This window comes from Escherichia sp. E10V10, from assembly GCF_004211985.1.
Taxonomy (GTDB): Bacteria; Pseudomonadota; Gammaproteobacteria; order Enterobacterales; family Enterobacteriaceae; genus Escherichia.
Genome location: NZ_RHJO01000035.1, coordinates 1 through 26,247 on the forward strand (window position 1 = coordinate 1; position 26,247 = coordinate 26,247).

At 49.6% G+C, this 26,247-nt stretch carries 46 protein-coding genes and 1 pseudogene; 7 read left to right on the plus strand and 40 right to left on the minus strand.

All coding sequences use genetic code 11. The annotated features are described in order from the left end of the window. Nucleotides 1-255 precede the first annotated feature (255 nt). Nucleotides 256-810 carry a gamma carbonic anhydrase family protein gene (locus D9736_RS21990; protein WP_130206867.1) on the plus strand — a complete coding sequence of 185 codons (555 nt, stop codon included), beginning with the start codon at nucleotides 256-258 and terminating at the stop codon, nucleotides 808-810. Here the strand turns inward: D9736_RS21990 and D9736_RS21995 are convergent. From D9736_RS21995 to dprA, 6 genes are read right to left on the minus strand one after another with little or no spacing between them, the layout of a single operon-like run. Next, nucleotides 786-1,043: a DUF1488 domain-containing protein gene (locus tag D9736_RS21995; protein WP_130206869.1), complete on the minus strand. Its 258-nt coding sequence runs from the start codon at nucleotides 1,041-1,043 to the stop codon at nucleotides 786-788. The genes D9736_RS21990 and D9736_RS21995 overlap by 25 nt on opposite strands. Then, complete coding sequence (gene aroE, locus D9736_RS22000; RefSeq protein ID WP_130259166.1) at nucleotides 1,040-1,858, minus strand: shikimate dehydrogenase; 819 nt, start codon at nucleotides 1,856-1,858, stop codon at nucleotides 1,040-1,042. The genes D9736_RS21995 and aroE overlap by 4 nt, the downstream gene beginning before the upstream one ends. 4 nt (nucleotides 1,859-1,862) lie before the next feature. After that, the gene (gene tsaC, locus D9736_RS22005; protein WP_130259167.1) at nucleotides 1,863-2,435 is read right to left on the minus strand and encodes an L-threonylcarbamoyladenylate synthase type 1 TsaC; all 573 of its coding nucleotides are present in this window, start codon (nucleotides 2,433-2,435) and stop codon (nucleotides 1,863-1,865) included. A gap of 4 nt (nucleotides 2,436-2,439) precedes the next feature. After that, nucleotides 2,440-2,982: a type I DNA topoisomerase gene (locus tag D9736_RS22010; RefSeq protein WP_130259168.1), complete on the minus strand. Its 543-nt coding sequence runs from the start codon at nucleotides 2,980-2,982 to the stop codon at nucleotides 2,440-2,442. 28 nt (nucleotides 2,983-3,010) lie between these two features. Next, the gene (smg, locus tag D9736_RS22015; RefSeq protein ID WP_000460680.1) at nucleotides 3,011-3,484 is read right to left on the minus strand and encodes a DUF494 family protein Smg; all 474 of its coding nucleotides are present in this window, start codon (nucleotides 3,482-3,484) and stop codon (nucleotides 3,011-3,013) included. Next, entirely contained in the window at nucleotides 3,456-4,580 is a 1,125-nt protein-coding gene (dprA, locus tag D9736_RS22020; RefSeq protein WP_130259169.1) for a DNA-protecting protein DprA, read from the minus strand. Before dprA ends, smg begins: the two co-directional genes overlap by 29 nt. A gap of 129 nt (nucleotides 4,581-4,709) precedes the next feature. Between dprA and def the strand changes: the two genes are divergently transcribed. The 5 genes from def to mscL all read left to right on the plus strand — a co-directional run bounded on the left by def (nucleotide 4,710) and on the right by mscL (nucleotide 9,454). Then, nucleotides 4,710-5,219 carry a peptide deformylase gene (gene def / locus D9736_RS22025; protein WP_000114984.1) on the plus strand — a complete coding sequence of 170 codons (510 nt, stop codon included), beginning with the start codon at nucleotides 4,710-4,712 and terminating at the stop codon, nucleotides 5,217-5,219. 14 nt (nucleotides 5,220-5,233) lie between these two features. Then, nucleotides 5,234-6,181, plus strand: a complete 948-nt coding sequence (gene fmt / locus D9736_RS22030) for a methionyl-tRNA formyltransferase (protein ID WP_130259170.1) — start codon at nucleotides 5,234-5,236, stop codon at nucleotides 6,179-6,181. A 45-nt stretch (nucleotides 6,182-6,226) separates the two neighbouring features. After that, a complete protein-coding gene (gene rsmB / locus D9736_RS22035; protein WP_130259171.1) occupies nucleotides 6,227-7,516 on the plus strand; it encodes a 16S rRNA (cytosine(967)-C(5))-methyltransferase RsmB in 1,290 nt (429 codons plus the stop codon). 21 nt (nucleotides 7,517-7,537) lie between these two features. Then, a complete protein-coding gene (trkA, locus tag D9736_RS22040; RefSeq protein WP_000691382.1) occupies nucleotides 7,538-8,914 on the plus strand; it encodes a Trk system potassium transporter TrkA in 1,377 nt (458 codons plus the stop codon). A 129-nt stretch (nucleotides 8,915-9,043) separates the two neighbouring features. Next, nucleotides 9,044-9,454: a large-conductance mechanosensitive channel protein MscL gene (gene mscL, locus D9736_RS22045; protein ID WP_000022442.1), complete on the plus strand. Its 411-nt coding sequence runs from the start codon at nucleotides 9,044-9,046 to the stop codon at nucleotides 9,452-9,454. Here the strand turns inward: mscL and arfA are convergent. From arfA to rpsJ, 31 genes are all read right to left on the minus strand, one after another. Beyond that, complete coding sequence (gene arfA / locus D9736_RS22050) at nucleotides 9,451-9,669, minus strand: alternative ribosome-rescue factor ArfA (protein WP_000092696.1); 219 nt, start codon at nucleotides 9,667-9,669, stop codon at nucleotides 9,451-9,453. The two genes, mscL and arfA, sit on opposite strands and share 4 nt — an antisense overlap. A 55-nt stretch (nucleotides 9,670-9,724) precedes the next feature. Beyond that, the gene (gene zntR, locus D9736_RS22055; RefSeq protein WP_130217606.1) at nucleotides 9,725-10,150 is read right to left on the minus strand and encodes a Zn(2+)-responsive transcriptional regulator; all 426 of its coding nucleotides are present in this window, start codon (nucleotides 10,148-10,150) and stop codon (nucleotides 9,725-9,727) included. A 10-nt stretch (nucleotides 10,151-10,160) separates the two neighbouring features. Further along, nucleotides 10,161-10,529 (minus strand): DUF1992 domain-containing protein, encoded by a 369-nt coding sequence (locus tag D9736_RS22060; RefSeq protein WP_130217608.1) that lies wholly within the window; start codon nucleotides 10,527-10,529, stop codon nucleotides 10,161-10,163. Between the two features lie 106 nt (nucleotides 10,530-10,635). Beyond that, a complete protein-coding gene (rplQ, locus tag D9736_RS22065) occupies nucleotides 10,636-11,019 on the minus strand; it encodes a 50S ribosomal protein L17 (RefSeq protein WP_001216368.1) in 384 nt (127 codons plus the stop codon). 40 nt (nucleotides 11,020-11,059) lie between these two features. Beyond that, on the minus strand, nucleotides 11,060-12,049 hold the full coding sequence (gene rpoA / locus D9736_RS22070; RefSeq protein ID WP_001162094.1) for a DNA-directed RNA polymerase subunit alpha: 990 nt from the start codon (nucleotides 12,047-12,049) through the stop codon (nucleotides 11,060-11,062). 25 nt (nucleotides 12,050-12,074) lie between these two features. Then, on the minus strand, nucleotides 12,075-12,695 hold the full coding sequence (rpsD, locus tag D9736_RS22075) for a 30S ribosomal protein S4 (protein ID WP_000135224.1): 621 nt from the start codon (nucleotides 12,693-12,695) through the stop codon (nucleotides 12,075-12,077). A gap of 33 nt (nucleotides 12,696-12,728) precedes the next feature. Continuing rightward, nucleotides 12,729-13,118 carry a 30S ribosomal protein S11 gene (rpsK, locus tag D9736_RS22080; protein WP_001029684.1) on the minus strand — a complete coding sequence of 130 codons (390 nt, stop codon included), beginning with the start codon at nucleotides 13,116-13,118 and terminating at the stop codon, nucleotides 12,729-12,731. 16 nt (nucleotides 13,119-13,134) lie between these two features. After that, nucleotides 13,135-13,491: a 30S ribosomal protein S13 gene (gene rpsM, locus D9736_RS22085; protein ID WP_000090775.1), complete on the minus strand. Its 357-nt coding sequence runs from the start codon at nucleotides 13,489-13,491 to the stop codon at nucleotides 13,135-13,137. 146 nt (nucleotides 13,492-13,637) lie between these two features. Next, nucleotides 13,638-13,754, minus strand: a complete 117-nt coding sequence (gene rpmJ, locus D9736_RS22090) for a 50S ribosomal protein L36 (protein WP_000868187.1) — start codon at nucleotides 13,752-13,754, stop codon at nucleotides 13,638-13,640. Between the two features lie 31 nt (nucleotides 13,755-13,785). Next, entirely contained in the window at nucleotides 13,786-15,117 is a 1,332-nt protein-coding gene (gene secY / locus D9736_RS22095) for a preprotein translocase subunit SecY (protein WP_001118861.1), read from the minus strand. A gap of 7 nt (nucleotides 15,118-15,124) precedes the next feature. After that, entirely contained in the window at nucleotides 15,125-15,559 is a 435-nt protein-coding gene (gene rplO, locus D9736_RS22100) for a 50S ribosomal protein L15 (RefSeq protein WP_001238917.1), read from the minus strand. 3 nt (nucleotides 15,560-15,562) lie between these two features. Next, on the minus strand, nucleotides 15,563-15,742 hold the full coding sequence (gene rpmD / locus D9736_RS22105) for a 50S ribosomal protein L30 (RefSeq protein WP_001140433.1): 180 nt from the start codon (nucleotides 15,740-15,742) through the stop codon (nucleotides 15,563-15,565). A 3-nt stretch (nucleotides 15,743-15,745) separates the two neighbouring features. Then, complete coding sequence (gene rpsE, locus D9736_RS22110; protein WP_000940121.1) at nucleotides 15,746-16,249, minus strand: 30S ribosomal protein S5; 504 nt, start codon at nucleotides 16,247-16,249, stop codon at nucleotides 15,746-15,748. 14 nt (nucleotides 16,250-16,263) lie between these two features. Next, entirely contained in the window at nucleotides 16,264-16,617 is a 354-nt protein-coding gene (gene rplR / locus D9736_RS22115; protein ID WP_000358960.1) for a 50S ribosomal protein L18, read from the minus strand. A 9-nt stretch (nucleotides 16,618-16,626) separates the two neighbouring features. Then, entirely contained in the window at nucleotides 16,627-17,160 is a 534-nt protein-coding gene (gene rplF / locus D9736_RS22120) for a 50S ribosomal protein L6 (RefSeq protein ID WP_064524927.1), read from the minus strand. A gap of 12 nt (nucleotides 17,161-17,172) precedes the next feature. Continuing rightward, a complete protein-coding gene (gene rpsH / locus D9736_RS22125) occupies nucleotides 17,173-17,565 on the minus strand; it encodes a 30S ribosomal protein S8 (protein WP_000062611.1) in 393 nt (130 codons plus the stop codon). Between the two features lie 33 nt (nucleotides 17,566-17,598). Next, on the minus strand, nucleotides 17,599-17,904 hold the full coding sequence (gene rpsN, locus D9736_RS22130; protein WP_001118930.1) for a 30S ribosomal protein S14: 306 nt from the start codon (nucleotides 17,902-17,904) through the stop codon (nucleotides 17,599-17,601). Between the two features lie 14 nt (nucleotides 17,905-17,918). Continuing rightward, the gene (gene rplE, locus D9736_RS22135) at nucleotides 17,919-18,458 is read right to left on the minus strand and encodes a 50S ribosomal protein L5 (protein ID WP_001096200.1); all 540 of its coding nucleotides are present in this window, start codon (nucleotides 18,456-18,458) and stop codon (nucleotides 17,919-17,921) included. A gap of 14 nt (nucleotides 18,459-18,472) precedes the next feature. After that, nucleotides 18,473-18,787 carry a 50S ribosomal protein L24 gene (rplX, locus tag D9736_RS22140; protein ID WP_000729185.1) on the minus strand — a complete coding sequence of 105 codons (315 nt, stop codon included), beginning with the start codon at nucleotides 18,785-18,787 and terminating at the stop codon, nucleotides 18,473-18,475. Between the two features lie 10 nt (nucleotides 18,788-18,797). Further along, the gene (gene rplN / locus D9736_RS22145; protein WP_000613955.1) at nucleotides 18,798-19,169 is read right to left on the minus strand and encodes a 50S ribosomal protein L14; all 372 of its coding nucleotides are present in this window, start codon (nucleotides 19,167-19,169) and stop codon (nucleotides 18,798-18,800) included. Nucleotides 19,170-19,333: 164 nt separating this feature from the next. After that, nucleotides 19,334-19,588, minus strand: coding sequence for a 30S ribosomal protein S17 (rpsQ, locus tag D9736_RS22150; RefSeq protein WP_000130100.1), 255 nt, complete (start codon nucleotides 19,586-19,588; stop codon nucleotides 19,334-19,336). Continuing rightward, complete coding sequence (gene rpmC, locus D9736_RS22155) at nucleotides 19,588-19,779, minus strand: 50S ribosomal protein L29 (protein ID WP_000644741.1); 192 nt, start codon at nucleotides 19,777-19,779, stop codon at nucleotides 19,588-19,590. Before rpmC ends, rpsQ begins: the two co-directional genes overlap by 1 nt. Then, entirely contained in the window at nucleotides 19,779-20,189 is a 411-nt protein-coding gene (rplP, locus tag D9736_RS22160; protein ID WP_000941212.1) for a 50S ribosomal protein L16, read from the minus strand. Before rplP ends, rpmC begins: the two co-directional genes overlap by 1 nt. A gap of 12 nt (nucleotides 20,190-20,201) precedes the next feature. Next, nucleotides 20,202-20,903, minus strand: coding sequence for a 30S ribosomal protein S3 (rpsC, locus tag D9736_RS22165; RefSeq protein ID WP_000529945.1), 702 nt, complete (start codon nucleotides 20,901-20,903; stop codon nucleotides 20,202-20,204). A 17-nt stretch (nucleotides 20,904-20,920) separates the two neighbouring features. Then, entirely contained in the window at nucleotides 20,921-21,253 is a 333-nt protein-coding gene (gene rplV, locus D9736_RS22170) for a 50S ribosomal protein L22 (protein WP_000447529.1), read from the minus strand. Between the two features lie 14 nt (nucleotides 21,254-21,267). Next, nucleotides 21,268-21,546 carry a 30S ribosomal protein S19 gene (gene rpsS, locus D9736_RS22175; protein ID WP_001138117.1) on the minus strand — a complete coding sequence of 93 codons (279 nt, stop codon included), beginning with the start codon at nucleotides 21,544-21,546 and terminating at the stop codon, nucleotides 21,268-21,270. A gap of 16 nt (nucleotides 21,547-21,562) precedes the next feature. Beyond that, complete coding sequence (rplB, locus tag D9736_RS22180; protein WP_000301864.1) at nucleotides 21,563-22,384, minus strand: 50S ribosomal protein L2; 822 nt, start codon at nucleotides 22,382-22,384, stop codon at nucleotides 21,563-21,565. A 17-nt stretch (nucleotides 22,385-22,401) separates the two neighbouring features. After that, nucleotides 22,402-22,704, minus strand: coding sequence for a 50S ribosomal protein L23 (gene rplW, locus D9736_RS22185; protein WP_000617544.1), 303 nt, complete (start codon nucleotides 22,702-22,704; stop codon nucleotides 22,402-22,404). After that, nucleotides 22,701-23,306, minus strand: a complete 606-nt coding sequence (gene rplD, locus D9736_RS22190; protein ID WP_000424395.1) for a 50S ribosomal protein L4 — start codon at nucleotides 23,304-23,306, stop codon at nucleotides 22,701-22,703. Before rplD ends, rplW begins: the two co-directional genes overlap by 4 nt. A gap of 10 nt (nucleotides 23,307-23,316) precedes the next feature. Continuing rightward, nucleotides 23,317-23,946: a 50S ribosomal protein L3 gene (gene rplC, locus D9736_RS22195; RefSeq protein WP_000579833.1), complete on the minus strand. Its 630-nt coding sequence runs from the start codon at nucleotides 23,944-23,946 to the stop codon at nucleotides 23,317-23,319. Between the two features lie 32 nt (nucleotides 23,947-23,978). After that, nucleotides 23,979-24,290 carry a 30S ribosomal protein S10 gene (rpsJ, locus tag D9736_RS22200; RefSeq protein ID WP_001181004.1) on the minus strand — a complete coding sequence of 104 codons (312 nt, stop codon included), beginning with the start codon at nucleotides 24,288-24,290 and terminating at the stop codon, nucleotides 23,979-23,981. Between the two features lie 378 nt (nucleotides 24,291-24,668). On the opposite strand from rpsJ, the gene D9736_RS22205 reads away from it, so the two are divergent. Further along, the gene (locus D9736_RS22205) at nucleotides 24,669-25,136 is read left to right on the plus strand and encodes an A24 family peptidase (protein ID WP_130259172.1); all 468 of its coding nucleotides are present in this window, start codon (nucleotides 24,669-24,671) and stop codon (nucleotides 25,134-25,136) included. Here D9736_RS22205 and bfr read toward each other — a convergent pair. The 3 genes and pseudogenes from bfr to tuf form a co-directional block, all read right to left on the minus strand. Then, a complete protein-coding gene (gene bfr / locus D9736_RS22210) occupies nucleotides 25,133-25,609 on the minus strand; it encodes a bacterioferritin (protein WP_000675515.1) in 477 nt (158 codons plus the stop codon). The genes D9736_RS22205 and bfr overlap by 4 nt on opposite strands. A 72-nt stretch (nucleotides 25,610-25,681) precedes the next feature. After that, a complete protein-coding gene (bfd, locus tag D9736_RS22215) occupies nucleotides 25,682-25,876 on the minus strand; it encodes a bacterioferritin-associated ferredoxin (RefSeq protein WP_000289090.1) in 195 nt (64 codons plus the stop codon). Nucleotides 25,877-26,058: 182 nt separating this feature from the next. Beyond that, nucleotides 26,059-26,247, minus strand: a pseudogene (gene tuf / locus D9736_RS22220) (elongation factor Tu); the annotation flags it as partial.

Genomic DNA, 26,247 nt, shown 5'->3' on the forward strand with positions numbered 1-26,247 from the left:
GAATTTCAGGATTTTTCTCTTTGTTGTTACGACCATCTTGTGAAGCGTTTCACGTTGTCGTCTCAACGGAGGCGCATTATAGGGATCCCAATTTTTTGCACAAGTACTTTTTTGATCTTTTTTTCTGTTTGTTGTTTTTTCACCCTTTTTGCTGCATTCACACACAAAACGGTGCTTTTTTGCATACTAAAAGACTTGCACAAGGCCAATAATGCCCCCAAAGTCATTAGTAAATCATTTATTGCTGAGGTAAGTATGTCTGATGTTTTACGCCCATACCGCGATCTTTTTCCACAAATCGGTCAGCGCGTAATGATCGACAGTAGTAGTGTGGTTATTGGTGACGCCCGCCTGGCTGATGATGTGGGGATCTGGCCGCTCGTTGTGATTCGTGGCGATGTGAATTATGTACAAATCGGTGCCCGCACTAATATTCAGGATGGTAGCGTCTTACACGTGACCCATAAATCAACGGCTAATCCACAAGGCAATCCGTTGATCGTCGGTGAAGACGTTACGGTTGGACATAAAGTGATGCTCCACGGCTGCACCATTGGCAATCGAGTTTTGGTTGGGATGGGCTCAATTTTACTTGATGGCGCAATAGTAGAAGATGATGTGATGATTGGTGCGGGTAGCCTGGTCCCACAAAATAAACGACTGGAGAGCGGATATCTGTATCTCGGTAGCCCCGTCAAACAGATCCGCCCGTTAAGTGATGAAGAGAAGGCTGGGTTACGCTATTCCGCAAATAATTACGTGAAATGGAAGGACGAATATCTGGATCAGGGTAACCAGACCCAACCTTGATCATCTTCACTTTGTTCCTGAATTAAGTTTTCCGCTTCTTCCTCCAGGTCCCAGCGATGCTGACGAAAATTCGCTAACCACTGTTCTGGCGTATCTCCTGCAAAGCGGTTCGCCAGACTCTCTCCAGTAATAGCGCAAGTGAGCTGCATACCATTTACAAGAGCTGGAAAACAAACGCATTTTTTACTCTCGCTCCACTCTTCCCTGTCTGGAAACTGGATGGCCTGATTCACGCGGACAACTCCTCCTGCAATTGCTTTATAACTGGTTCTACGTCAGGCAGAACACCGTGCCAGAGAAGGAAGGCATGAGCCGCCTGCGCCACTAACATCCCCAATCCATCCGCATTACGTTTTGAGCCTTGCTGTTCACACCATGCCAGAAAGGGCGTTTTTCCCTTCTGGTAGAACATGTCATAACAACAAATACCTGAATGGACGAGCGATGCCGGGATCGCCGGAACATCTCCACTAATGCCACTGGATGTCGCGTTAATAATAAGATCGAACTCGTGACCGTCCAGTTCGTCCATACCCAACGCCTGAACACTACCAGTGTGCGCAAACAATTTAGCCAACTCTTCCGCGCGAGAAACCGTTCGGTTAGTGATTGTCACCGCACAGTCCAGAGAGAGAAGCGGCAGTAATACCCCACGAGATGCCCCACCAGCGCCGATAAGCAGAATACGTAAACCGGAGCGAATAAAAGACAGACGTTCCAGATCGCTTAACAAGCCTATACCATCGGTATTGTCACCCAGCAGGCGTCCATCTTCTAACCGCTTGAGGGTATTAACAGCACCAGCCAACGCTGCCCGTTCAGTAAACTCATCCGCTCTGGCAAAAGCCTCTTCTTTAAAAGGCACTGTCACATTCGCACCTTTACCACCAGCACTAAAGAAAGCGTTTAGCGTGTTGATGAAATCATTGATGGGCGCCAGCACGCGGCCATAGGGATGTTCAATATTCAGTTGCTGAGCAAATTGCTGATGAATGAATGGCGATTTGCTGTGGGCTATCGGATTACCAAAAACAGCATAGGTTTCCATTATGTTACCCCTGTCGAAACAGTTCACCCGTCAGGGCATCACGAATTTCTGAAGGATTTAAACGACCGCCCGTTTCACCTCGCACAACCGGGAAATCAGCACCAAACTGTGCGTGAACTTCCTCTATTGTTCGACAAGGTGGCAATCCACTCAAGTTGGCACTGGTAGAAACCAGCGGTTTACCATAAGCCTGGCACAAAGCAACCACCAATGGATGGTCGGTGACTCGTACAGCAAGCGAATCAAAGCGGCCCGTCAACCATCGTGGTGTTGTCGCAGGCGCGGGAAAGACAAAGGTGACAGGACCAGGCCAGCGAGAAAAAATGGTTTCACGCTGCGCGCCAGTCAGCATGCTGTCATCAATATAGGGTTTAAGCTGCTCGTAATTTGCCGCGATTAAAATCAGCCCCTTATCAACCGGACGCTGTTTTAAATCCAACAGCCGCATCACTGCTGTTTCGCTATCAGGATCGCAGCCGACACCAAAAACGGCTTCCGTTGGATAGGCGATGACACGTTCTTCATTGAGGACATCTATCGCAGCTGCGATAGCGTCTCCTTGCAGGTTATTATTCACGTTATTATTCCGCCGAAACCGGCTTTCCACATTGTTTACTGGCACAGAAATGTTTAACACCCTGCGCGGTTTTCTTTTCGATGAGTAGCGGATAATGACACTCAGGGCACTCTCCGGCTATTGGTTTGAAGTTAATAGCAAATTGACACTCAGGGTAGAGATCACAGGAGTGAAATGTTTTGCCGTAACGGGAGCGGCGCTGGACCAGATGGCCCGTCCGACATTGAGGACAGGTAATTGCTGTTTCGTCCGGTTTATCGATAAGTTCGGTATGTTCGCATTCTGGATAGTTACTGCAACCAATAAACATACCAAAGCGTCCCTGGCGTAATACCAGATTTGCGCCACATGCAGGGCAAACCTGCCCCTCCAGAACTTTGACGATATGCCCATCCGCTGAAGATTTCAGAGGACGGACGTAGTCACACGCCGGATACTGTGAGCACCCAAGAAACGGACCGTGTTTCCCGGATCGAATAACCAGTTCAGCCCCGCACTTTGGGCAGGACTCATTATTACGCACCGTGAACAGTGCTGATTTCGCCATAACAACTTATGCTGAATTAAAGAAATGATTAATGCAGCATACCTTCATTCACTTCAAAGAGTAATTCTTCCATTTGCTGGTACGCATTTTCGCAGCCCGGGATGTTGAACAACACCATCAGGATCACCCATTTCAGATCATCCAGTTCGAACTCTGCGTTATCCAGCGCAAGCACTCGCTCTATCACCATTTCACGAGTTTCAAGGTTGAGCACCTGAATCTGCTCAAGGAAAAGCAGAAACCCACGGCAGCTGGCATCCAGTCGTTCACACTCTTCCGGTGTATAAATACGCATGGAGAGAGGATCCGAGGCCAGTTGCATCGGTTCTGCCAACCCTTCCTGATAATCAGCAAGTTTTTCCAGCCATAGCAGGGCATTGTAGATATCTTCTCGCTCAAAACCTGCGTCGGTAAGATCCTGTTCAAGTTTGTCTTGATCCACACGCAACTCAGCTTCAGTGTGAATATAGGTTTCAAACAAATACATTAGTACGTCGAACATGGCATGCCCTCCTCAATCGGACATAGCCGCCGGGTACAGCTGCGATCCATCCTGCTAACTCCAGTTCAAGTAGTTGAGTAACTACCTCTGGCACAGGTTGGCCGGCACGTTCAGCGACGACGTCAACAGGTGTTACCTCATCTCCTACGTTAGCCAGGAGCTCAGGAAATGGCAATGCCACGTCTTCCTGATCTGGTGAATAAAATGATTTTTCAGGGGCATCTGGCAACCAGTGCAATCCATATTGCAAATTTTCCAGAATTTCTTCCGGTTCCGTCACAAGAATCGCACCTTGTTTTATAAGCCAGTGGGGGCCTTCACTTCCGGGACTCCCTAATGGACCGGGCAAAGCAAAGACTTCACGTCCCTGCTCAAGCGCACAACGCGCTGTCACCAGTGAACCACTGCGCAAAGCCGCTTCCACCACCAGTACACCTTTACTTAGACCACTGATAATGCGATTTCTTCGCGGGAAATTGTAAGCAAGAGGAGGGGTATCAAGGGGAAATTCCGAGACAAGAGCCCCACCATGTTCAAGCAGACTGGTCGCCAGTCGGGCATGGCGACGCGGATGAATTGTATTGAGCCCATTCCCCAGCACAGCAACACTGACGCCATTTACCTGCAAGGCCGCTTTATGCGCTACACCATCGATTCCGCGCGCCAGCCCACTGGTAATTGTCACGCCTCGCGCCGCCAGCGCCTCACATAACAGCCGCCCCCACCGTTCGCCATACCATGAATGCGCCCGGCTTCCCACTACGGCCAACTGAAATGATTGCAGCGCCTGTAGATCACCAGCAACAAATAGTGCACCTGGATAATCAGCCGTTGCAATAAGTTGAGGAGGATAAAATTCGCTGTCCGCAGGGATTAAATGATGGTTGGGTTGCTCCAACCAACAAAGTGAGCTTTCGATACTCTTTCGCGGAAATGAAAGAAAGCGCTGTGCCTGCCGCAATGTAAGCCCTGTTTGCTGCAATACAACCGCATCAATATTTGGCTGTTCTGCCAGCCAGTGAGCTATACGGACCATATCATCGCCGTACAAGCTGCTGATGCTCATTAAACGCAGCCAAATTTCTGTATCGACCATCCTTATCTCCCTGCCATAAGCAGCCTTAGCAATCTTTGCGATTGGTCAGTGATGCTGTCAATCAGAGGGGGATTTGTCTAGAATAGAAGAAATAATCTTTCTAACTCCTGAACACATCTCTGGAGATTTATGTCAGTTTTGCAAGTGTTACATATTCCGGACGAGCGGCTTCGCAAAGTTGCTAAACCGGTAGAAGAAGTGAATGCAGAAATTCAGCGTATCGTCGATGATATGTTCGAGACGATGTACGCAGAAGAAGGTATTGGCCTGGCGGCAACCCAGGTTGATATCCATCAACGTATCATTGTTATTGATGTTTCGGAAAACCGTGACGAACGGCTGGTGTTAATCAATCCGGAGCTTTTAGAAAAAAGCGGCGAAACAGGCATTGAAGAAGGTTGCCTGTCGATCCCTGAACAACGTGCTTTAGTGCCACGCGCAGAGAAAGTTAAAATTCGCGCCCTGGACCGCGACGGTAAACCATTTGAACTGGAAGCAGATGGTCTGTTAGCCATCTGCATTCAGCATGAGATGGATCACCTGGTCGGCAAACTGTTTATGGATTATCTGTCACCACTGAAACAACAACGTATTCGTCAGAAAGTTGAAAAACTGGATCGTCTGAAAGCCCGGGCTTAAGGATAAGAACTAACGTGTCAGAATCACTACGTATTATTTTTGCGGGTACACCTGACTTTGCAGCGCGTCATCTCGACGCGCTGTTGTCTTCTGGACATAACGTTGTCGGCGTGTTCACCCAACCGGACCGACCGGCAGGTCGCGGTAAAAAACTAATGCCCAGCCCGGTTAAAGTGCTGGCAGAAGAGAAAGGGTTACCGGTTTTTCAACCTGTTTCCCTGCGTCCACAAGAAAACCAGCAACTGGTCGCCGATCTGCAGGCTGATGTTATGGTCGTCGTCGCCTATGGCTTAATTCTGCCTAAAGCAGTGCTGGAGATGCCGCGTCTTGGCTGTATCAACGTTCATGGTTCACTGCTGCCACGCTGGCGCGGCGCCGCGCCAATCCAACGTTCGCTGTGGGCGGGCGATACAGAAACCGGCGTGACCATTATGCAAATGGATGTCGGTTTAGACACGGGCGACATGCTCTATAAACTCTCCTGCCCGATTACCGCAGAAGATACCAGCGGCACGTTATATGACAAACTGGCAGAGCTTGGCCCACAAGGGCTTATCGCCACATTGAAACAACTGGCAGACGGCACGGCGAAACCAGAAGTTCAGGACGAAACTCTTGTTACTTACGCCGAAAAGTTGAGTAAAGAAGAAGCGCGTATTGACTGGTCACTTTCGGCAGCGCAGCTTGAACGCTGCATTCGCGCTTTCAATCCATGGCCAATGAGCTGGCTGGAAATTGAAGGACAGCCGGTTAAAGTCTGGAAAGCGTCGATCATTGATACGGTAACCAACGCTGCCCCAGGAACGATCCTTGAAGCCAACAAACAAGGCATTCAGGTCGCGACTGGTAATGGCATCCTGAATCTGCTCTCGTTGCAACCTGCGGGTAAGAAAGCGATGAGCGCACAAGACCTCCTGAATTCTCGTCGGGAATGGTTTATTCCGGGCAAGCGTCTGGCCTGATAGTCCACTCTTCTAAGCCCGGTCTTGCCGGGCATTTTTATACTTATGAAAAAACAACGTAATTTACGTAGCATGGCGGCCCAGGCCGTTGAACAAGTCGTCGAGCAAGGGCAATCATTAAGCAACATTTTGCCACCGCTCCAACAAAAAGTTTCCGATAAAGACAAAGCACTTCTTCAAGAGTTGTGCTTTGGCGTACTGCGCACGCTTTCACAGTTAGACTGGCTGATTAATAAGTTAATGGCCCGTCCGATGACCGGCAAACAGCGGACCGTGCATTACCTGATTATGGTTGGTTTGTATCAACTGCTTTATACCCGCATTCCACCGCATGCTGCACTGGCTGAAACGGTTGAAGGCGCTGTCGCAATTAAGCGCCCGCAACTTAAAGGGTTGATTAACGGTGTATTACGTCAGTTCCAGCGTCAGCAAGAAGAGTTATTAGCCGAGTTTAATGCCAGTGATGCACGTTATCTGCATCCTTCCTGGTTGCTGAAGCGTCTGCAAAAAGCGTATCCAGAGCAGTGGCAATCCATCGTCGAAGCCAATAACCAGCGTCCGCCAATGTGGCTGCGCGTTAATCGTACGCATCATTCCCGCGACAGCTGGCTTGCATTGCTGGATGAAGCAGGAATGAAAGGTTTCCCGCATGCGGATTACCCTGATGCTGTACGGCTGGAAACACCTGCACCTGTTCATGCGCTACCCGGTTTTGAAGACGGATGGGTTACCGTTCAGGATGCATCAGCACAAGGTTGCATGACCTGGCTTGCGCCACAAAACGGTGAACACATTCTGGATCTTTGCGCCGCCCCGGGCGGTAAAACTACGCATATTCTTGAGGTTGCTCCAGAGGCACAAGTTCTGGCGGTCGATATTGATGAGCAACGCCTCTCTCGCGTTTACGACAATTTAAAACGCCTTGGTATGAAGGCGACCGTGAAACAAGGTGATGGCCGCTACCCTTCCCAATGGTGTGGCGCGCAACAGTTTGATCGCATTTTATTAGATGCGCCTTGTTCAGCAACGGGTGTGATTCGTCGCCATCCGGATATCAAGTGGTTACGTCGTGATCGCGATATCCCGGAACTCGCGCAACTGCAGTCTGAAATTCTCGACGCCATTTGGCCGCATTTAAAATCCGGTGGAACCCTGGTCTATGCCACCTGTTCGGTGTTACCGGAAGAGAATAGCCTGCAGGTTAAAGCCTTTTTGCAACGTACCGCTGATGCCGAACTTTGCGACACCGGAACACCAGAACAACCGGGTAAGCAAAATCTGCCTGGTGCCGAAGAGGGCGACGGCTTCTTTTACGCTAAGCTAATCAAAAAGTGATGACATAACGGGTCGCGACTGATGAAAATTATCATTCTGGGTGCCGGTCAGGTTGGCGGCACACTGGCGGAAAACCTGGTTGGCGAGAACAACGATATTACTGTTGTCGATACCAACGGTGAGCGTCTGCGGACCTTGCAGGATAAATTTGACCTGCGAGTCGTGCAGGGGCATGGCTCTCATCCACGCGTATTGCGGGAGGCAGGTGCCGACGATGCCGATATGCTGGTTGCTGTAACCAGTTCAGATGAAACCAATATGGTTGCCTGCCAGGTAGCCTACTCACTTTTCAACACCCCTAATCGCATCGCTCGTATCCGCTCACCAGACTACGTGCGCGATGCCGATAAGCTATTTCATTCAGATGCTGTACCGATTGATCATCTGATCGCACCAGAGCAGTTGGTTATCGATAATATTTACCGACTGATTGAGTATCCCGGCGCATTGCAGGTGGTGAACTTCGCTGAGGGCAAAGTTAGCCTTGCAGTGGTAAAAGCCTATTATGGTGGCCCGCTTATTGGTAATGCGCTTTCGACCATGCGCGAGCATATGCCACATATCGATACCCGCGTGGCGGCAATTTTCCGCCACGACCGTCCTATCCGCCCGCAAGGTTCGACCATTGTTGAAGCCGGTGATGAAGTGTTCTTTATTGCCGCCTCGCAGCATATACGCGCGGTGATGAGTGAATTACAGCGACTGGAAAAACCGTATAAGCGGATCATGCTGGTTGGTGGCGGTAATATCGGTGCAGGGCTGGCGCGTCGTCTGGAAAAAGATTACAGCGTCAAACTCATCGAACGTAATCAGCAGCGCGCTGCCGAACTGGCGGAAAAGTTGCAGAATACGATCGTCTTTTTTGGTGATGCGTCGGATCAAGAACTGCTGGCCGAAGAACATATCGATCAAGTTGATCTGTTTATTGCCGTCACCAACGATGACGAGGCCAATATCATGTCAGCCATGCTCGCCAAACGTATGGGTGCGAAAAAGGTGATGGTATTGATCCAGCGTCGCGCTTATGTGGATCTGGTTCAGGGGAGCGTGATCGATATTGCGATTTCACCACAACAAGCAACTATTTCTGCGTTGCTTAGTCATGTGCGAAAAGCAGATATTGTTGGTGTTTCCTCATTGCGCCGCGGCGTAGCAGAAGCTATTGAAGCCGTTGCTCACGGTGATGAAAGCACCTCGCGCGTTGTCGGCAGAGTCATTGATGAAATCAAGCTACCGCCAGGAACGATTATTGGAGCGGTGGTACGTGGAAACGACGTGATGATTGCCAATGACAATCTGCGCATTGAGCAAGGCGATCACGTAATTATGTTCCTCACAGATAAAAAGTTTATTACCGACGTCGAAAGACTCTTCCAGCCAAGTCCTTTCTTTTTGTAATTAATAAGGCGTCTAATGACGCCTTATTATTTCCCTTTGAATATCAAGGATTAATTAAATTCATTCCTGGCAGGAAAATAGCTTAACATTTGTTAGACTTATGGTTGTCGGCTTCATAGGGAGAATAACATGAGCATTATTAAAGAATTTCGCGAATTTGCGATGCGCGGGAACGTGGTGGATTTGGCGGTGGGTGTCATTATCGGTGCGGCATTCGGGAAGATCGTCTCTTCGCTGGTTGCCGATATCATCATGCCACCTTTGGGCTTATTAATTGGCGGGATCGATTTTAAACAGTTTGCTGTCACGCTACGCGATGCGCAGGGGGATATCCCTGCTGTTGTGATGCATTACGGTGTCTTCATTCAAAACGTCTTTGATTTTCTGATTGTGGCCTTTGCCATCTTTATGGCGATTAAGCTAATCAACAAACTGAATCGTAAGAAAGAAGAACCTGCAGCAGCACCTGCACCAACTAAAGAAGAAGTATTACTGACAGAGATTCGTGATTTGCTGAAAGAGCAAAATAACCGATCTTAACAAGCGCCTGAAAGCAGAAGGCCAGTGGTAAAAAAGTGATTTACTTTCTTGCCACTGGCCTCCCAGTTACCCCGATTGCCATGTTTTCCTTTTCGCATATAACTGCCTTTCCCTTTTTTATTTTTTTCTACACGCTGTCTGAACAAAGGGTCATGTAGTAATGCTTCAATCGCATTATCCTTTATCTGCCCTTTCGTATGCTGATATCGGCTCATAAAAACTCCAGTTGGTTATTTAACGGCGCGAGTGTAATCCCGTCAGTGCAAAAAATCAACAACCTGCTTTGACACCGCTGGCTCCTTGTTCAAGAGCTTCAAGGATAGAGCAATAAACGCTGCTATGGGCGCTACCACAACAGGCATCGTTAAGACGTTGCAAGGAACGCTGCATGCTCTGCAACTCGGCTATCCGCGCTTCCACTTCCTGTAATCTTTCCTGCACAATACCTTTTGATTCCTGACAAGTATGATGTTCAGGATCGATACGGATCGACAGCAACTCACGGATCGACTCGAGACTGAAACCAAGTTGTCTAGCATGCCGAATAAATTTCAACCGTTGGAGATCGCTTTCGGTATACAGACGAAAGCCTCCTACCGTACGAACTTCATGATCCATCATCTGCTGTTTTTCGTAATAACGTATTGTGTCGGGCGTAACTTCTGCCAGTTTTGCCAACTCACCAATGCGATACATAAATTATCTCTCAGTTGTCATTAATTTTATTCAGAAGCTTATCTGCATATTCGCCACGTAAAAATTCAGTGCTCAAACCTGCTTGCCGCAGTTTTAACTCCAGTAAAGATAACTGGCGGCTAACCTCTTGATATTTCGGATCATCCTGACGAATGCCTCTGAGAATATCCAGAAGCTGAATTGCTTCCTTCCGCTGCTCAAGTTCTGGCGGTAAACAGCCGGAATTCTTTAACAAGCGATAGCCCGCACGCAGTTCCGGCGGCACGTGTGTGTCATCTTCCAGGATTAATGGTTCACCACTGCCTGGGAGATTTTCAAACTCACCTTTAGCCTGTGCTTCAGTAATATGGCGCTCTGCCCACTGGTCAAGTAACCACATAAATACTCCAGGGGATGAACAAAAAGAGTACAGCTATTGTAGATAAGTGGGGATACTACAGATATAAAAAAACCCGCCGGGGCGGGTTTTTTTACGTTGCTTCAGATTACTCTGCAGCAGCTTCTGCTTTCTCTGAACGATCAACCAGCTCGATGTAAGCCATCGGCGCGTTGTCGCCTGCACGGAAGCCACACTTCAGAATACGAGTGTAACCACCGGCACGGCTCGCGAAACGCGGGCCCAGTTCGTTAAACAGTTTTGCCACGATCTCGTTATCACGAGTACGGGCGAATGCCAGACGACGATTAGCAACGCTATCAGTCTTGGCAAGAGTAATCAGCGGCTCAACTACGCGGCGCAGCTCTTTCGCTTTAGGCAGAGTCGTCTTGATGATTTCATGACGAACCAGTGAACCTGCCATATTGCGGAACATAGCCTGGCGATGGCTGCTGTTGCGGTTCAGTTGACGACCACTCTTACGATGGCGCATGACCTTATCCTTCTCAGTAAAACCTTAACCTGTGATCCGGTTACTCGTCAGCGATGCTTGCCGGTGGCCAGTTTTCCAGGCGCATACCCAGAGACAGTCCACGGGAAGCCAGCACGTCTTTAATCTCAGTAAGAGATTTTTTACCAAGGTTAGGCGTTTTAAGGAGCTCAACCTCGGTACGTTGTACCAGATCACCGATATAGTGGATAGCTTCTGCTTTAAGGCAGTTAGCAGAGCGGACAGTCAATTCCAGATCGTCAACAGGGCGCAGCAGGATCGGATCGAACTCTGGTTTCTCTTCTTTCACTTCCGGCTGACGTACATCACGTAAGTCAACGAAAGCTTCCAGTTGTTCAGCCAGAATGGTTGCCGCACGACGAATCGCCTCTTCAGGATCGATTGTGCCGTTGGTTTCCATTTCGATGACCAGCTTGTCCAGGTCGGTACGCTGTTCTACACGCGCTGCTTCAACATTGTAGGCAATACGCTCTACAGGGCTGTAGCATGCGTCGACCAGCAGACGGCCGATTGGGCGCTCATCTTCTTCCGAATGAATTCGGGTAGAAGCCGGCACATAACCACGACCGCGCTGAACTTTGATACGCATGCTAATAGACGCGTTCTCATCGGTCAGGTGGCAGATCACGTGCTGCGGCTTGACGATTTCGACATCACCGTCGTGGGTGATATCGGCTGCAGTCACAGGGCCAATGCCAGATTTATTCAAGGTAAGAATAACTTCATCTTTGCCCTGAACTCTCACCGCCAGCCCTTTCAGGTTGAGCAGGATTTCCAGGATATCTTCCTGAACGCCTTCTTTGGTGCTGTACTCATGTAGTACACCATCAATCTCAACCTCGGTCACCGCGCAACCCGGCATCGATGAGAGCAGAATACGGCGCAGTGCGTTACCCAGAGTATGGCCAAAGCCACGCTCTAAAGGCTCAAGGGTCACCTTGGCGTGCGTCGAACTCACTTGCTCGATATCAACCAGGCGCGGTTTTAGAAACTCTGTCACAGAACCCTGCATTGTGTCCTCTCTTTGGTACTAAGCTTTACTTGGAGTAAAGCTCGACGATCAGGTGTTCGTTAATGTCCGCAGACAGATCAGAACGCTCCGGCTTACGCTTAAACGTACCTTCCATCTTGCCAGCATCAACTTCCAGCCAGGTTGGCTTTTCACGCTGCTCAGCCAGCTCCAGAGCGGCTTTCACGCGAGACTGCTTCTTCGCTTTCTCACGAATGCTTACAACGTCATTCGGACTAACCTGATAAGAAGCGATGTTAACAACACGACCGTTTACCATAATTGCTTTATGGCTAACCAGCTGACGTGCTTCTGCACGAGTGGCACCGAAGCCCATACGGTATACAACGTTGTCCAGACGACCTTCCAGCAGAGCCAACAGGTTTTCACCGGTGTTGCCTTTCAGACGTGCTGCTTCTTTGTAGTAGTTACGGAACTGACGCTCCAGCACACCATAGATACGGCGAACTTTTTGCTTTTCACGCAACTGCACACCATAGTCAGACAGACGCGGTTTACGCGCACCGTGCTGGCCAGGAGCTTGTTCAATTTTACACTTGGTATCGATCGCGCGAACGCCAGACTTAAGGAATAAGTCGGTGCCCTCACGACGGCTCAGCTTGAGCTTAGGACCCAAATATCTTGCCATTTTCTTTCTCCAACAAACCTGGAAAACGAAGCGTTATACGCGACGTTTTTTCGGCGGACGACAACCGTTATGAGGGATCGGAGTCACATCAGTAATGTTAGTGATGCGGAAACCTGCGGCGTTCAGAGCACGAATAGTAGATTCGCGGCCTGGACCCGGACCTTTAACCATAACTTCCAGATTCTTGATACCGTATTCTTTCACGGCGTCAGCGCAACGCTCTGCTGCAACCTGAGCTGCAAACGGAGTGGATTTGCGAGAACCACGGAAACCGGAACCACCGGCTGTTGCCCAACCCAACGCGTTACCCTGACGATCAGTGATAGTCACGATGGTGTTGTTGAAAGAAGCATGGATATGAGCCACGCCGTCAGAGACTTGTTTTCTTACACGTTTACGTGCACGAATTGGTGCCTTTGCCATTATTCAATCACCCCGATTATTTCTTGATCGGTTTGCGCGGACCCTTACGGGTACGTGCGTTGGTCTTGGTACGCTGACCGCGAACCGGTAGACCACGACGATGACGCAAACCGCGATAGCAACCAAGATCCATCAGGCGCTTGATGCTCATGCTGATTTCACGGCGCAGATCACCTTCAACGACAAATTTGGCAACTTCGTCACGCAGCGTGTCGATTTGTCCTTCAGACAGCTCACTGATCTTAACATCTTCAGCGATACCCGCTGCAGCCAGGATGGCTTTAGAACGGGTCTTGCCGACGCCATAAATCGAAGTTAATGCGATTACGGCATGCTTATGATCAGGAATGTTAATGCCTGCTATACGGGCCACTATGCACTCCTACTATTTAATATGTACGTTCCATGCTGAAAAGCCCGTTTTCAGGATACTCAAATGGAAACGCACAGACATACAAAAGATTGGCTGGCTAATCTAGCCAGCTCAACCCAACTTTGCAAGAAAAATATGCGAATAAATCAGCCTTGGCGCTGTTTATGCTTCGGCTCGGCACTGCAAATCACACGGATGACACCATCACGCTTAACGATTTTGCAGTTACGGCATAATTTCTTGACGGAAGCACGAACTTTCATTTTTACTCTCCGTAACTTCTCGGGCGACCAATTATCGGCCGTAGCCTTTCAGGTTCGCCTTCTTCAATGCAGACTCATACTGACTGGACATCATCAGAGTTTGCACTTGAGCCATAAAGTCCATAATCACGACAACAACGATAAGCAGTGAGGTCCCACCGAAGTAGAACGGTACTTTCATTGCATCACGCATGAACTCCGGGATCAGGCAGATAAAGGTAATGTACAGCGCACCAACCAAGGTCAGGCGGGTCATAACTTTATCGATATACTTCGCCGTTTGCTCTCCCGGACGAATTCCTGGTACAAATGCACCGGACTTCTTCAGGTTATCTGCTGTTTCACGCGGGTTGAAAACCAACGCCGTGTAGAAGAAACAGAAGAAGATGATTGCAGACGCATAGAGTAACACATAAAGCGGTTGCCCAGGCTGCAAATACAGCGAAATTGTTGTCAGCCAGTTCCAACCAGTACCGCCCCCGAACCATGACGCGATGGTAGCCGGGAACAGAATAATACTGGAAGCGAAGATTGCCGGGATTACCCCCGCCATATTCACTTTCAGCGGTAAATGTGTGCTCTGTGCAGCATAGACACGACGACCTTGCTGACGTTTTGCGTAGTTTACCACAATGCGGCGTTGACCACGCTCAACAAATACAACAAAGAACGTCACTGCAAATACTAATACTGCAACCAACAGCAACACGAGGAAGTGCAGGTCGCCTTGACGCGCTTGCTCGATAGTATGGGCAATGGCTGGCGGGAGTCCCGCGACAATACCGGCGAAGATAATGATTGAAATACCGTTGCCGATACCTCGTTCAGTGATCTGTTCGCCCAACCACATCAGGAACATCGTTCCTGTGACCAGACTTACAACAGCGGTGAAGTAGAATGCAAAGCCCGGGTTAATAACCAGGCCTTGCATACCAGGCATATTCGGCAGACCGGTAGCAATACCGATCGACTGGAATATTGCCAGCACCAGAGTACCGTAACGGGTGTACTGGCTGATCTTACGACGACCAGACTCCCCTTCTTTCTTAATTTCTGCCAACGTTGGGTGAACCACCGTCAGCAGCTGGATAATGATCGACGCCGAAATATACGGCATGATCCCCAGAGCAAAGATAGAAGCACGGCTGAGAGCACCACCAGAGAACATGTTAAACATCTCAATGATGGTGCCTCGCTGTTGCTCAAGCAGTTTGGCAAGTACAGCGGCATCAATACCAGGGATCGGAATAAAAGAGCCAATACGGAACACAATCAGCGCACCGATAACAAACAGCAGTCTGCGTTTCAGCTCGCCTAAGCCACCTTTGGCACTTTGAAAATCTAATCCCGGTTGTTTAGCCATCTGCTACTTATTCCTCGATTTTACCGCCAGCAGCTTCGATAGCAGCACGAGCGCCTTTAGTAACACGCAGGCCACGAACAGTTACCGGAGTAGTTACTTCGCCAGCCAGGATCACTTTCGCGAACTCGATCTGGATACCGATAATGTTAGCCGCTTTCAGCGTGTTCAGGTCTACAACACCGCCTTCTACTTTAGCCAGGTCAGACAGACGAACTTCGGCTGTAATCGCTGCTTTACGAGAAGTGAAGCCGAATTTCGGCAGACGACGGTACAGAGGCATCTGACCACCCTCGAAACCGCGACGTACGCCACCGCCAGAACGAGATTTCTGACCTTTGTGACCACGACCACCGGTTTTACCGAGGCCAGAACCGATACCACGACCCAGGCGTTTACCCGCCTTTTTGGAGCCTTCGGCCGGAGACAGAGTATTTAAACGCATCTCTTACTCCTCAACTTTAACCATGAAGGAAACCGCGTTGATCATACCGCGAATAGCAGGAGTATCCTCGCGCTCTACGGTGTGACCAATACGACGCAGACCCAGGCCAAGCAGCGTTGCCTTGTGTTTCGGCAGACGACCGATTGCACTGCGGGTTTGAGTAATTTTAATAGTCTTTGCCATGGTTTATTTCCCCAGAATTTCTTCAACGGATTTACCACGCTTGGCAGCGACCATTTCTGGAGAATTCATATTTTCCAGGCCATCGATAGTTGCACGAACCACGTTAATCGGGTTGGTGGAACCATACGCTTTAGCCAGAACGTTATGAACCCCAGCGACTTCCAGAACGGCGCGCATTGCACCACCGGCGATGATACCGGTACCTTCGGAAGCCGGCTGCATGAATACGCGAGAACCCGTATGAACACCTTTAACAGGGTGTTGCAGAGTGCCGTTATTCAGCGCGACGTTAATCATATTGCGACGGGCTTTTTCCATCGCTTTCTGGATCGCTGCTGGAACTTCACGCGCTTTACCGTAACCAAAACCAACGCGACCGTTACCATCGCCAACTACAGTCAGAGCTGTGAAGGAGAAAATACGACCACCTTTAACGGTTTTAGATACGCGGTTTACCGCGATCAGCTTTTCCTGCAGTTCGCCAGCTTGTTTTTCGATGTGAGCCATCTTACACCTCTACCTTAGAACTGAAGGCCAGCTTCACGGGCAGCATCTGCCAGTGCCTGGACACGACCATGATATTGGAACCCGGAACGGTCAAAGGATACATCTTTGATGCCTTTTTCCAGAGCGCGTTCAGCGACAGCTTTACCCACAGCTGCAGCCGCGTCTTTGTTACCGGTGTACTTCAGTTGTTCAGCGATAGCTTTTTCTACAGTAGAAGCAGCTACCAGAACTTCAGAACCGTTCGGTGCAATTACCTGTGCGTAAATGTGACGCGGGGTACGATGTACCACCAGGCGAGTTGCGCCCAGCTCCTGGAGCTTGCGGCGTGCGCGGGTCGCACGACGGATACGAGCAGATTTCTTATCCATAGTGTTACCTTACTTCTTCTTAGCCTCTTTGGTACGCACGACTTCGTCGGCGTAACGAACACCCTTGCCTTTGTAAGGCTCAGGACGACGGTAGGCGCGCAGATCCGCTGCAACCTGGCCGATCATCTGCTTATCAGCGCCTTTCAGCACGATTTCAGTCTGAGTCGGACATTCAGCAGTGATACCCGCAGGCAGCTGATGGTCAACAGGATGAGAGAAACCCAGAGACAGGTTAATCACATTGCCTTTAACCGCTGCACGGTAACCTACACCAACCAGCTGCAGCTTCTTAGTGAAGCCTTCGGTAACACCGATAACCATTGAGTTCAGCAGGGCACGCGCGGTACCAGCCTGAGCCCAACCGTCTGCGTAACCATCACGCGGACCGAAGGTCAGGGTATTATCTGCATGTTTAACTTCAACAGCATCGTTGAGAGTACGAGTCAGCTCGCCGTTTTTACCTTTGATCGTAATAACCTGACCGTTGATTTTTACATCAACGCCGGCAGGAACAACGACCGGTGCTTTAGCAACACGAGACATTTTTTCCTCCGATTAGGCTACGTAGCAGATAATTTCGCCACCAAGACCAGCCTGGCGCGCTGCACGATCAGTCATAACACCTTTAGAGGTAGAAACAACTGCGATACCCAGACCCGCCATAACTTTCGGCAGCTCATCTTTACGTTTATAGATGCGCAGACCTGGGCGGCTGACACGCTGAATGCTTTCTACAACAGCTTTGCCCTGGAAATACTTCAGAGTAAGTTCCAGTTCAGGCTTGGTGTCGCCTTCAACTTTAAAATCTTCAATAAAACCTTCTTCCTTCAGCACGTTGGCGATTGCCACTTTCAGCTTGGAGGAAGGCATGGTGACCGCAGCTTTGTTCGCGGCCTGACCGTTACGGATACGGGTCAGCATATCCGCGATCGGATCTTGCATGCTCATCTGTCTTTACTCCCGTGATTCAATTGGTGACAATTACCAGCTAGCCTTTTTCAGACCCGGGATTTCACCGCGCATAGCGGCTTCACGGACCTTAATACGGCTCAACCCGAACTTCCGCAGGAAACCATGCGGACGACCTGTTTGACGGCAGCGGTTACGCTGACGAGACGGGCTGGAATCACGCGGCAGAGTCTGCAGCTTGAGAACAGCATTCCAACGATCTTCGTCGGAAGCGTTCACATCAGAGATGATCGCTTTCAGTTCAGCGCGTTTCGCGAAGTATTTATCAGCTAAAGCTACGCGTTTTACTTCGCGTGCTTTCATTGATTGCTTAGCCATTTAGTAACCCTACCTTACTTGCGGAACGGGAAGTCAAAGGCAGCCAGCAGAGCACGGCCTTCTTCGTCAGATTTCGCAGTAGTGGTAATGGTAATATCCAAACCACGAACGCGGTCGACTTTATCGTAGTCGATTTCTGGGAAGATGATCTGCTCACGGACACCCATGCTGTAGTTACCACGACCGTCGAAAGACTTAGCGGACAAGCCACGGAAGTCACGGATACGCGGTACAGCAATAGTGATCAGGCGCTCAAAGAACTCCCACATGCGTTCGCCACGCAGAGTTACTTTACAGCCGATCGGATAGCCCTGACGGATTTTGAAGCCTGCAACAGATTTGCGTGCTTTGGTGATCAGCGGTTTTTGACCGGAGATTGCTGCCAGGTCTGCTGCTGCGTTATCCAGCAGTTTTTTGTCAGCGATCGCTTCACCAACACCCATGTTCAGGGTGATCTTCTCGACCCGAGGGACTTGCATGACAGAATTGTAGTTAAACTCAGTCATGAGTTTTTTAACTACTTCGTCTTTGTAGTAATCATGCAGTTTCGCCATCGTACTACTCCAAATTACTTGATAGTTTCGCTGTTAGACTTGAAGAAACGGACTTTTTTGCCGTCTTCGAATCTAAAGCCTACACGGTCAGCCTTGCCGGTTGCCGCATTGAAGATTGCTACGTTGGAAACCTGAATAGCGGCTTCTTTTTCAACGATGCCACCTGGTTGGTTCAGGGCCGGAACCGGCTTCTGATGTTTCTTAACCAGGTTGATACCTTCAACAATGACCTTGCCGGAAGACAGGACATTCTTAACTTTACCGCGTTTACCTTTATCTTTACCGGTTAACACGATAACTTCGTCATCACGACGGATTTTCGCTGCCATGATTCGCTCCTTAGAGTACTTCTGGTGCCAGAGAGATAATTTTCATGAACTTCTCACTACGAAGCTCACGAGTTACCGGCCCAAAAATACGCGTACCGATAGGCTGCTCGCTGTTGTTGTTCAGAAGAACACAAGCATTACCATCGAAGCGAATGACAGAACCGTCCGGGCGACGAACACCCTTCTTGGTGCGCACCACTACCGCCTTCAGCACATCACCTTTTTTGACCTTACCACGCGGAATTGCTTCTTTGATGGTGATCTTGATGATGTCGCCTACGCCTGCGTAGCGACGGTGCGAGCCACCCAGAACCTTGATACACATTACGCGACGTGCACCGGAGTTGTCGGCGACGTTCAGCATAGTCTGTTCTTGGATCATTTTAGTGCTCCGCTAATGTCAACTACTACTGAGACCCGAAAATCAGGTCGTTAAAAATCCCCATATCGAGGGCGCGGCATTATAACACCGCTTCAAGGATATGGGTAGAAAAAATAAACGGCTCATTTCTGAGCCGTTTATTCGTATCGAGAGAGTGTACTGTATTACAGAACCGCTTTCTCTACAACGCGAACCAGCGTCCAGGATTTAGTCTTGGACAGCGGACGGCATTCGCGGATTTCAACCACGTCACCGATACCGCATTCGTTGTTCTCGTCATGTACGTGCAGTTTGGTCGTACGCTTGATGAATTTACCGTAGATCGGGTGTTTCACAAAACGTTCGATAGCAACAACAATGGATTTCTCCATTTTGTCGCTAACAACGCGACCTTGCAGAGTACGGATTTTATCGGTCATTACGCACCCGCCTTCTCGTTCAGTAAAGTCTTAACGCGTGCGACATCGCGACGCACTTGCTTCAACAGGTGAGACTGTTGCAGCTGGCCACTTGCAGCCTGCATACGCAGGTTGAACTGCTCACGCAGCAGGTTCAGCAGCTCGGTGTTCAGCTCTTCAACGCTCTTCTCACGCAGCTCTTTTGCTTTCATTACATCACCGTCTTAGTTACAAAGGTGGTTTTAATCGGCAGTTTCGCTGCTGCCAGCTTGAATGCTTCACGGGCCAGCTCTTCCGGAACACCGTCCATTTCATACAGGACTTTACCCGGCTGAATCAAGGCAACCCAATACTCCACGTTACCTTTACCTTTACCCATACGCACTGCCAGCGGCTTTTCAGTGATCGGTTTGTCCGGGAACACACGGATCCAGATCTTACCTTGACGCTTAACTGCACGGGTCATAGCACGACGTGCTGCTTCGATCTGACGTGCAGTCAGACGACCACGGCCAACAGCTTTCAGACCGAAGCTGCCGAAGCTAACATCCGTACCCTGCGCCAGACCGCGGTTACGGCCTTTGTGCATTTTACGGAATTTTGTACGCTTTGGTTGTAACATCAGCGACGCTCCTTATTTACGGCCTTTACGCTGCTGCTTTTTAGGCTGAGCAGCCGGTTTTTCCGGTTGTTCAACAGCAGCCATACCACCCAGGATCTCGCCTTTGAAGATCCACACTTTAACGCCGATTACACCGTAAGTGGTGTGCGCTTCAGAGGTGTTGTAGTCGATATCAGCACGCAGAGTGTGCAGCGGTACGCGACCTTCGCGGTACCATTCGGTACGTGCGATTTCCGCGCCGCCCAGACGGCCGCTAACTTCAACTTTAATACCTTTAGCGCCCAGACGCATTGCGTTCTGTACAGCACGCTTCATAGCACGACGGAACATAACGCGACGTTCCAGCTGAGAAGTGATGCTGTCAGCAACCAGTTTTGCGTCCAGTTCAGGCTTACGAACTTCGGCGATGTTGATCTGTGCAGGAACGCCAGCGATGTCCGCTACGACCTTACGCAGTTTTTCTACGTCTTCACCTTTTTTACCGATAACGATACCCGGGCGAGCAGTGTGAATGGTTACACGAATGCTCTTAGCCGGACGCTCGATAACGATACGAGATACGGACGCTTTAGCCAGTTCCTTTGTCAGGTACTGACGTACTTTAAAATCGCTGTCCAGGTTGTCAGCGAATTCTTTGGTGTTCGCAAACCAGGTAGAGTTCCATGGTTTTACAATACCCAGGCGAATACCATTAGGATGTACTTTCTGACCCATTGCTAGTCTCCAGAGTCTCAGCGATCGGACACAACCACAGTGATGTGGCTGGTGCGCTTCAGGATGCGATCTGCACGACCTTTTGCACGCGGCATAATGCGCTTCATGCTCGGGCCTTCGTCTACGAAAATTTTCGTAACTTTCAGATCGTCAATGTCAGCGCCATCGTTGTGTTCAGCGTTAGCAATGGCAGATTCCAGAACTTTCTTGACCAGTACAGCCGCTTTCTTGTTGGTGTAGGTCAAAATATCCAGAGCCTGCGACACTTTCTTACCGCGAATCAGGTCAGCAACAAGGCGAACCTTCTGAGCAGAAGAACGAGCATGGCGATGTTTAGCGATAGTTTCCATCTCTTCCTCCTACCTTATTTCTTTTTCGCTTTTTTATCAGCAGCGTGGCCGCGATAAGTACGAGTCGGTGCGAATTCACCCAGTTTGTGGCCGACCATTTCGTCGGTTACAAATACCGGAACGTGCTGACGACCATTATGGACAGCGATGGTCAAACCGATCATGTTAGGAAAGATCGTTGAACGACGGGACCAAGTGCGCAGGGGCTTCTTGTCTCCGCTTTCCACCGCTTTCTCTACCTTCTTCAGCAAGTGCAGGTCAATAAAAGGACCTTTCTTGAGAGAACGTGGCATGGCTTATCCTCTAAAATTATTTGCTACGGCGACGTACGATGAATTTATCAGTACGCTTGTTGCTGCGGGTCTTCTTACCTTTGGTCTGAACGCCCCACGGAGTTACCGGGTGCTTACCAAAGTTACGACCTTCACCACCACCATGTGGGTGGTCTACCGGGTTCATCGCGGTACCGCGAACGGTCGGACGAACACCACGCCAGCGTGCAGCACCTGCTTTACCCAGAACGCGCAGCATATGCTCAGCATTGCCAACTTCGCCCAGAGTTGCACGGCAGTCTGCTTCTACTTTACGCATTTCACCAGAACGCAGACGCAGGGTGACATAAGCACCATCACGAGCAACGATCTGAACGTAAGTACCAGCGGAACGTGCCAGCTGACCGCCTTTACCTGGTTTCATTTCTACGTTGTGAACAGTAGAACCAACCGGGATGTTGCGCATCGGCAGGGTGTTACCTGGTTTGATTGCAGCATCAACGCCAGACTGAATCTGGTCGCCAGCTTTCAGGCCTTTAGGGGCCAGGATGTAACGGCGTTCACCGTCTTTGTACAGAACCAGCGCGATGTTCGCGGAACGGTTCGGATCGTACTCAAGACGTTCAACAACTGCCGGGATACCGTCTTTGTTGCGTTTGAAGTCAACAATACGGTAAGCCTGCTTGTGGCCACCACCGATATGACGAGTGGTGATACGGCCATTGTTGTTACGACCACCGGATTTGCTGTTTTTTTCCAGCAACGGAGCAAAAGGTTTGCCCTTGTGCAGCTCAGGGTTAACCACTTTAACAACGTGGCGACGACCCGGAGATGTCGGTTTACATTTAACAACTGCCATTGTATTACTCCTCCGACTTACTCAGCGCCGCCAACGAAGTCCAGATTCTGGCCTTCTTTCAGGGTGACGTAAGCTTTTTTCCAGTCGCTACGACGACCGATACGCTGTCCGTGACGTTTAACTTTCCCTTTAACTACCAGGGTGTTAACGACTTCGACTTCGACTTCAAACAGTTTCTGCACAGCAGCTTTGATTTCTGCTTTGGTCGCGTCTTTAGCAACTTTGAGTACGATGGTGTTGGATTTTTCCATCGCAGTAGACGCTTTTTCAGAAACGTGCGGTGCACGCAGCACCTTCAGCAGACGTTCTTCACGAATCATGCCAGCATCTCCTCAACTTGCTTAACAGCATCAGCAGTCATTACGACTTTGTCGAAGGCGATCAGGCTAACCGGGTCGATACCAGTTGCATCGCGTACGTCAACCTTGTGCAGGTTGCGCGCAGCCAGGAACAGGTTCTCGTCCAGCTCACCGGTGATGATCAGCACATCTTCCAGAGCCATGTCTTTCAGTTTCTGTGCCAGCAGCTTGGTTTTCGGTGCTTCTACAGAGAACTTCTCGACAACGATCAGACGATCCTGACGTACCAGTTCGGACAGGATGCTTTTCAGCGCGCCGCGGTACATCTTCTTGTTAACTTTTTGACTGTGGTCCTGCGGACGAGCAGCGAAGGTCACGCCACCAGAACGCCAAATCGGGCTCTTGATAGAACCAGAACGCGCACGGCCGGTGCCTTTCTGGCGCCACGGTTTTTTACCGGAACCAGTTACTTCAGCACGAGTCTTCTGAGCACGAGTACCCTGACGAGCACCGGCTGCATAAGCAACAACAACCTGGTGAACCAGCGCTTCGTTGAAATCACGACCGAAGGTAGTTTCGGAAACAGTCAGCGCGCTCTGCGCGTCTTTCAATACTAATTCCATTGCTATCTCCTTACGCCTTCACAGCTGGTTTAACGATCAGGTCGCTACCGGTTGCACCCGGGACAGCACCTTTAACCAGCAGCAGGTTGCGCTCAGCGTCAACGCGTACTACGTCAAGGCTCTGAACGGTTACACGTTCGTTACCCATCTGACCTGCCATTTTCTTGCCTTTGAACACTTTGCCCGGAGTCTGGTTCTGACCGATAGAACCCGGAACGCGGTGAGACAAGGAGTTACCGTGGGTTGCGTCCTGGGTACGGAAGTTCCAGCGCTTAACGGTACCTGCGAAACCTTTACCTTTAGAGGTGCCAGTTACGTCAACTTTTTTAACGTCAGCAAACAGTTCAACGCTAATGCTCTGACCTACAGTGAACTCTTCGCCTTCAGCCAGGCGGAATTCCCACAGACCACGGCCAGCTTCTACGCCAGCTTTAGCGAAGTGGCCAGCTTCAGGCTTGGTCACACGGTTAGCTTTTTTAGCACCGGTGGTTACCTGAATAGCACGGTAGCCATCGTTAGCCAGGTCTTTAACCTGAGTAACGCGGTTTGCTTCAACTTCGATTACGGTTACTGGGATAGAAACGCCGTCTTCTGTGAAGATACGGGTCATACCCACTTTTTTACCGACTAAACCAATCATTGTTTCAACCTCTCAATCGCTCAATGACCTGATTAACCCAGGCTGATCTGCACGTCTACACCGGCAGCCAGATCCAGACGCATCAGAGCATCAACGGTTTTCTCGGTTGGCTCAACGATGTCAACCAGACGCAAGTGAGTACGGATTTCGTACTGATCGCGCGCGTCTTTGTTGACGTGCGGAGAGATCAGAACAGTGAAGCGCTCTTTGCGTGTCGGCAGCGGGATCGGACCACGGACCTGCGCACCAGTGCGCTTGGCAGTCTCGACGATTTCCGCGGTTGCTTGATCGATCAGACGATGATCAAACGCTTTCAGGCGGATACGGATTCTTTGGTTCTGCATGAGACCAGAGCTCCAATTATTTTATAAACGAAAATGATTACTCCTCAGACCCATTACGATTGATGGGAGAGTGTAACCGTTCTTACGTAGCCCCCCGATTGGGAGCATTGTTAGGTAGCCAAATTCGGCTAACTGAGGTTCAGATTGAACCTGCTGTCAACTACGACAAGCCCGCGCATTATACGCAAATCTGAGATTGACGCAAGCATCGGGTAGAAATTAATCGCAACGCACAGATTGCGAGCTGCATTCCACGAAATTTGTAAGGTCGTGAAGATAGCGTTTTTCACCGGAACCTGGTTAACAAATCAGCGATTTCTCTGTTGCTGAGTATCCGGAGTTATTCGATGGTGATACTCCAATTACAGAGGATGTTTTATGGTCGCTACCCTTCCCTTTCTGATTTTGTACGTTTGCTTATCAGTCCTACTTTTTTTCTGGGATGCAAAGCATGGCTTGTTACCTGACAGGTTTACCTGCCCGTTACTCTGGTCAGGTCTTTTGTTCTATCAGTTTTGTCATCCTGACGGTTTAGCCGATGCGTTATGGGGGGCGATTATTGGTTACGGCACATTCGCTGTCATTTACTGGGGATATCGCATACTGCGTCATAAAGAAGGATTAGGCTATGGTGATGTGAAGTTTGTCGCCGCCCTTGGCGCCTGGCATACATGGGCCTTTTTGCCACGGCTGGTTTTCCTTGCCGCCTCCTTCGCTTGCGGAGCCGTAGTTATTGGTCTGCTCATGAGAGGAAAAGAATCATTAAAAAACCCGCTGCCTTTTGGGCCATTTCTGGCAGCTGCGGGTTTCATTGTAGGCTGGGATAGTCTGCTGTCAGGCTATTAATCTTTAACTTTAATTTGTGATTGCAGATAATTTTGCAGGCCGATTTTACCGATGAGATCCAGTTCAGTTTCGAGCCAGTCGATATGACCTTCTTCATCAGCAAGGATCTCGATCATCATATCGCGGCTAACATAGTCATGAACGCTGTCGGCATAAGCGATAGCCTCACGAAGATCCTTCGCACCTTCCAGCTCTAATCGCAGGTCGGATTGCAGCATCTCTTCGACATCTTCACCGATCCCTAGCTTGCCTAAATCCTGTAAGTTAGGGATCCCTTCTAAGAACAAAATACGCTCGATATATTTATCGGCGTGCTTCATCTCATCGATAGATTCATGGTATTCGACATCATTAAGGCGCATCAGGCCCCAGTTTTTAAACATACGGGCATGAAGAAAATACTGATTGATCGCGACAAGCTCATTTCCCAATAGTTTATTGAGATAATTTATGATTTTAACATCACCTTTCATTTTATAGTCCCTCCGCTTCCACTATTAGAGCGTAGATGGGGCTAGCGGGATGTCAAAAAATAAGCGTGAGCTTCAGGCAATCTCTTTAAATTCGGGCATCTGCATCAATTCGTCCTGCATCACTTCGCGTGCGGCGCGAATGCACTTACCGCATTGATTTCCCACAGGAATAAACTTGCGTAATTGTTGGAAAGACTGAGGATGAAACTGACGGACTGCCTGGCGAATTTTTTTGTCACTTACACCATTACACAAACAAACGTACATGATTACTCCCGTTCAAATTCTGCGCAAAGTGTAAATGAGAATAGTTATGATTACAATAGCACAATTTTATTTGCGCCACAGTTCAGCGAGCGAAATTACGACTAAATATTTCGAACTCAAATTACGGGCAGCAAAAAGGGCGCCTAAGCGCCCTTTTTAATTCGAAACTAATTAACGCGTAATTAGCTCAGAACTTTAGCAACAACGCCCGCACCAACGGTACGGCCGCCTTCACGGATTGCGAAACGCAGACCGTCGTCCATCGCGATCGGGTGGATCAGGGTAACAACCATTTTGATGTTGTCGCCCGGCATTACCATCTCTACGCCTTCCGGCAGTTCGATGGTACCAGTCACGTCAGTAGTACGGAA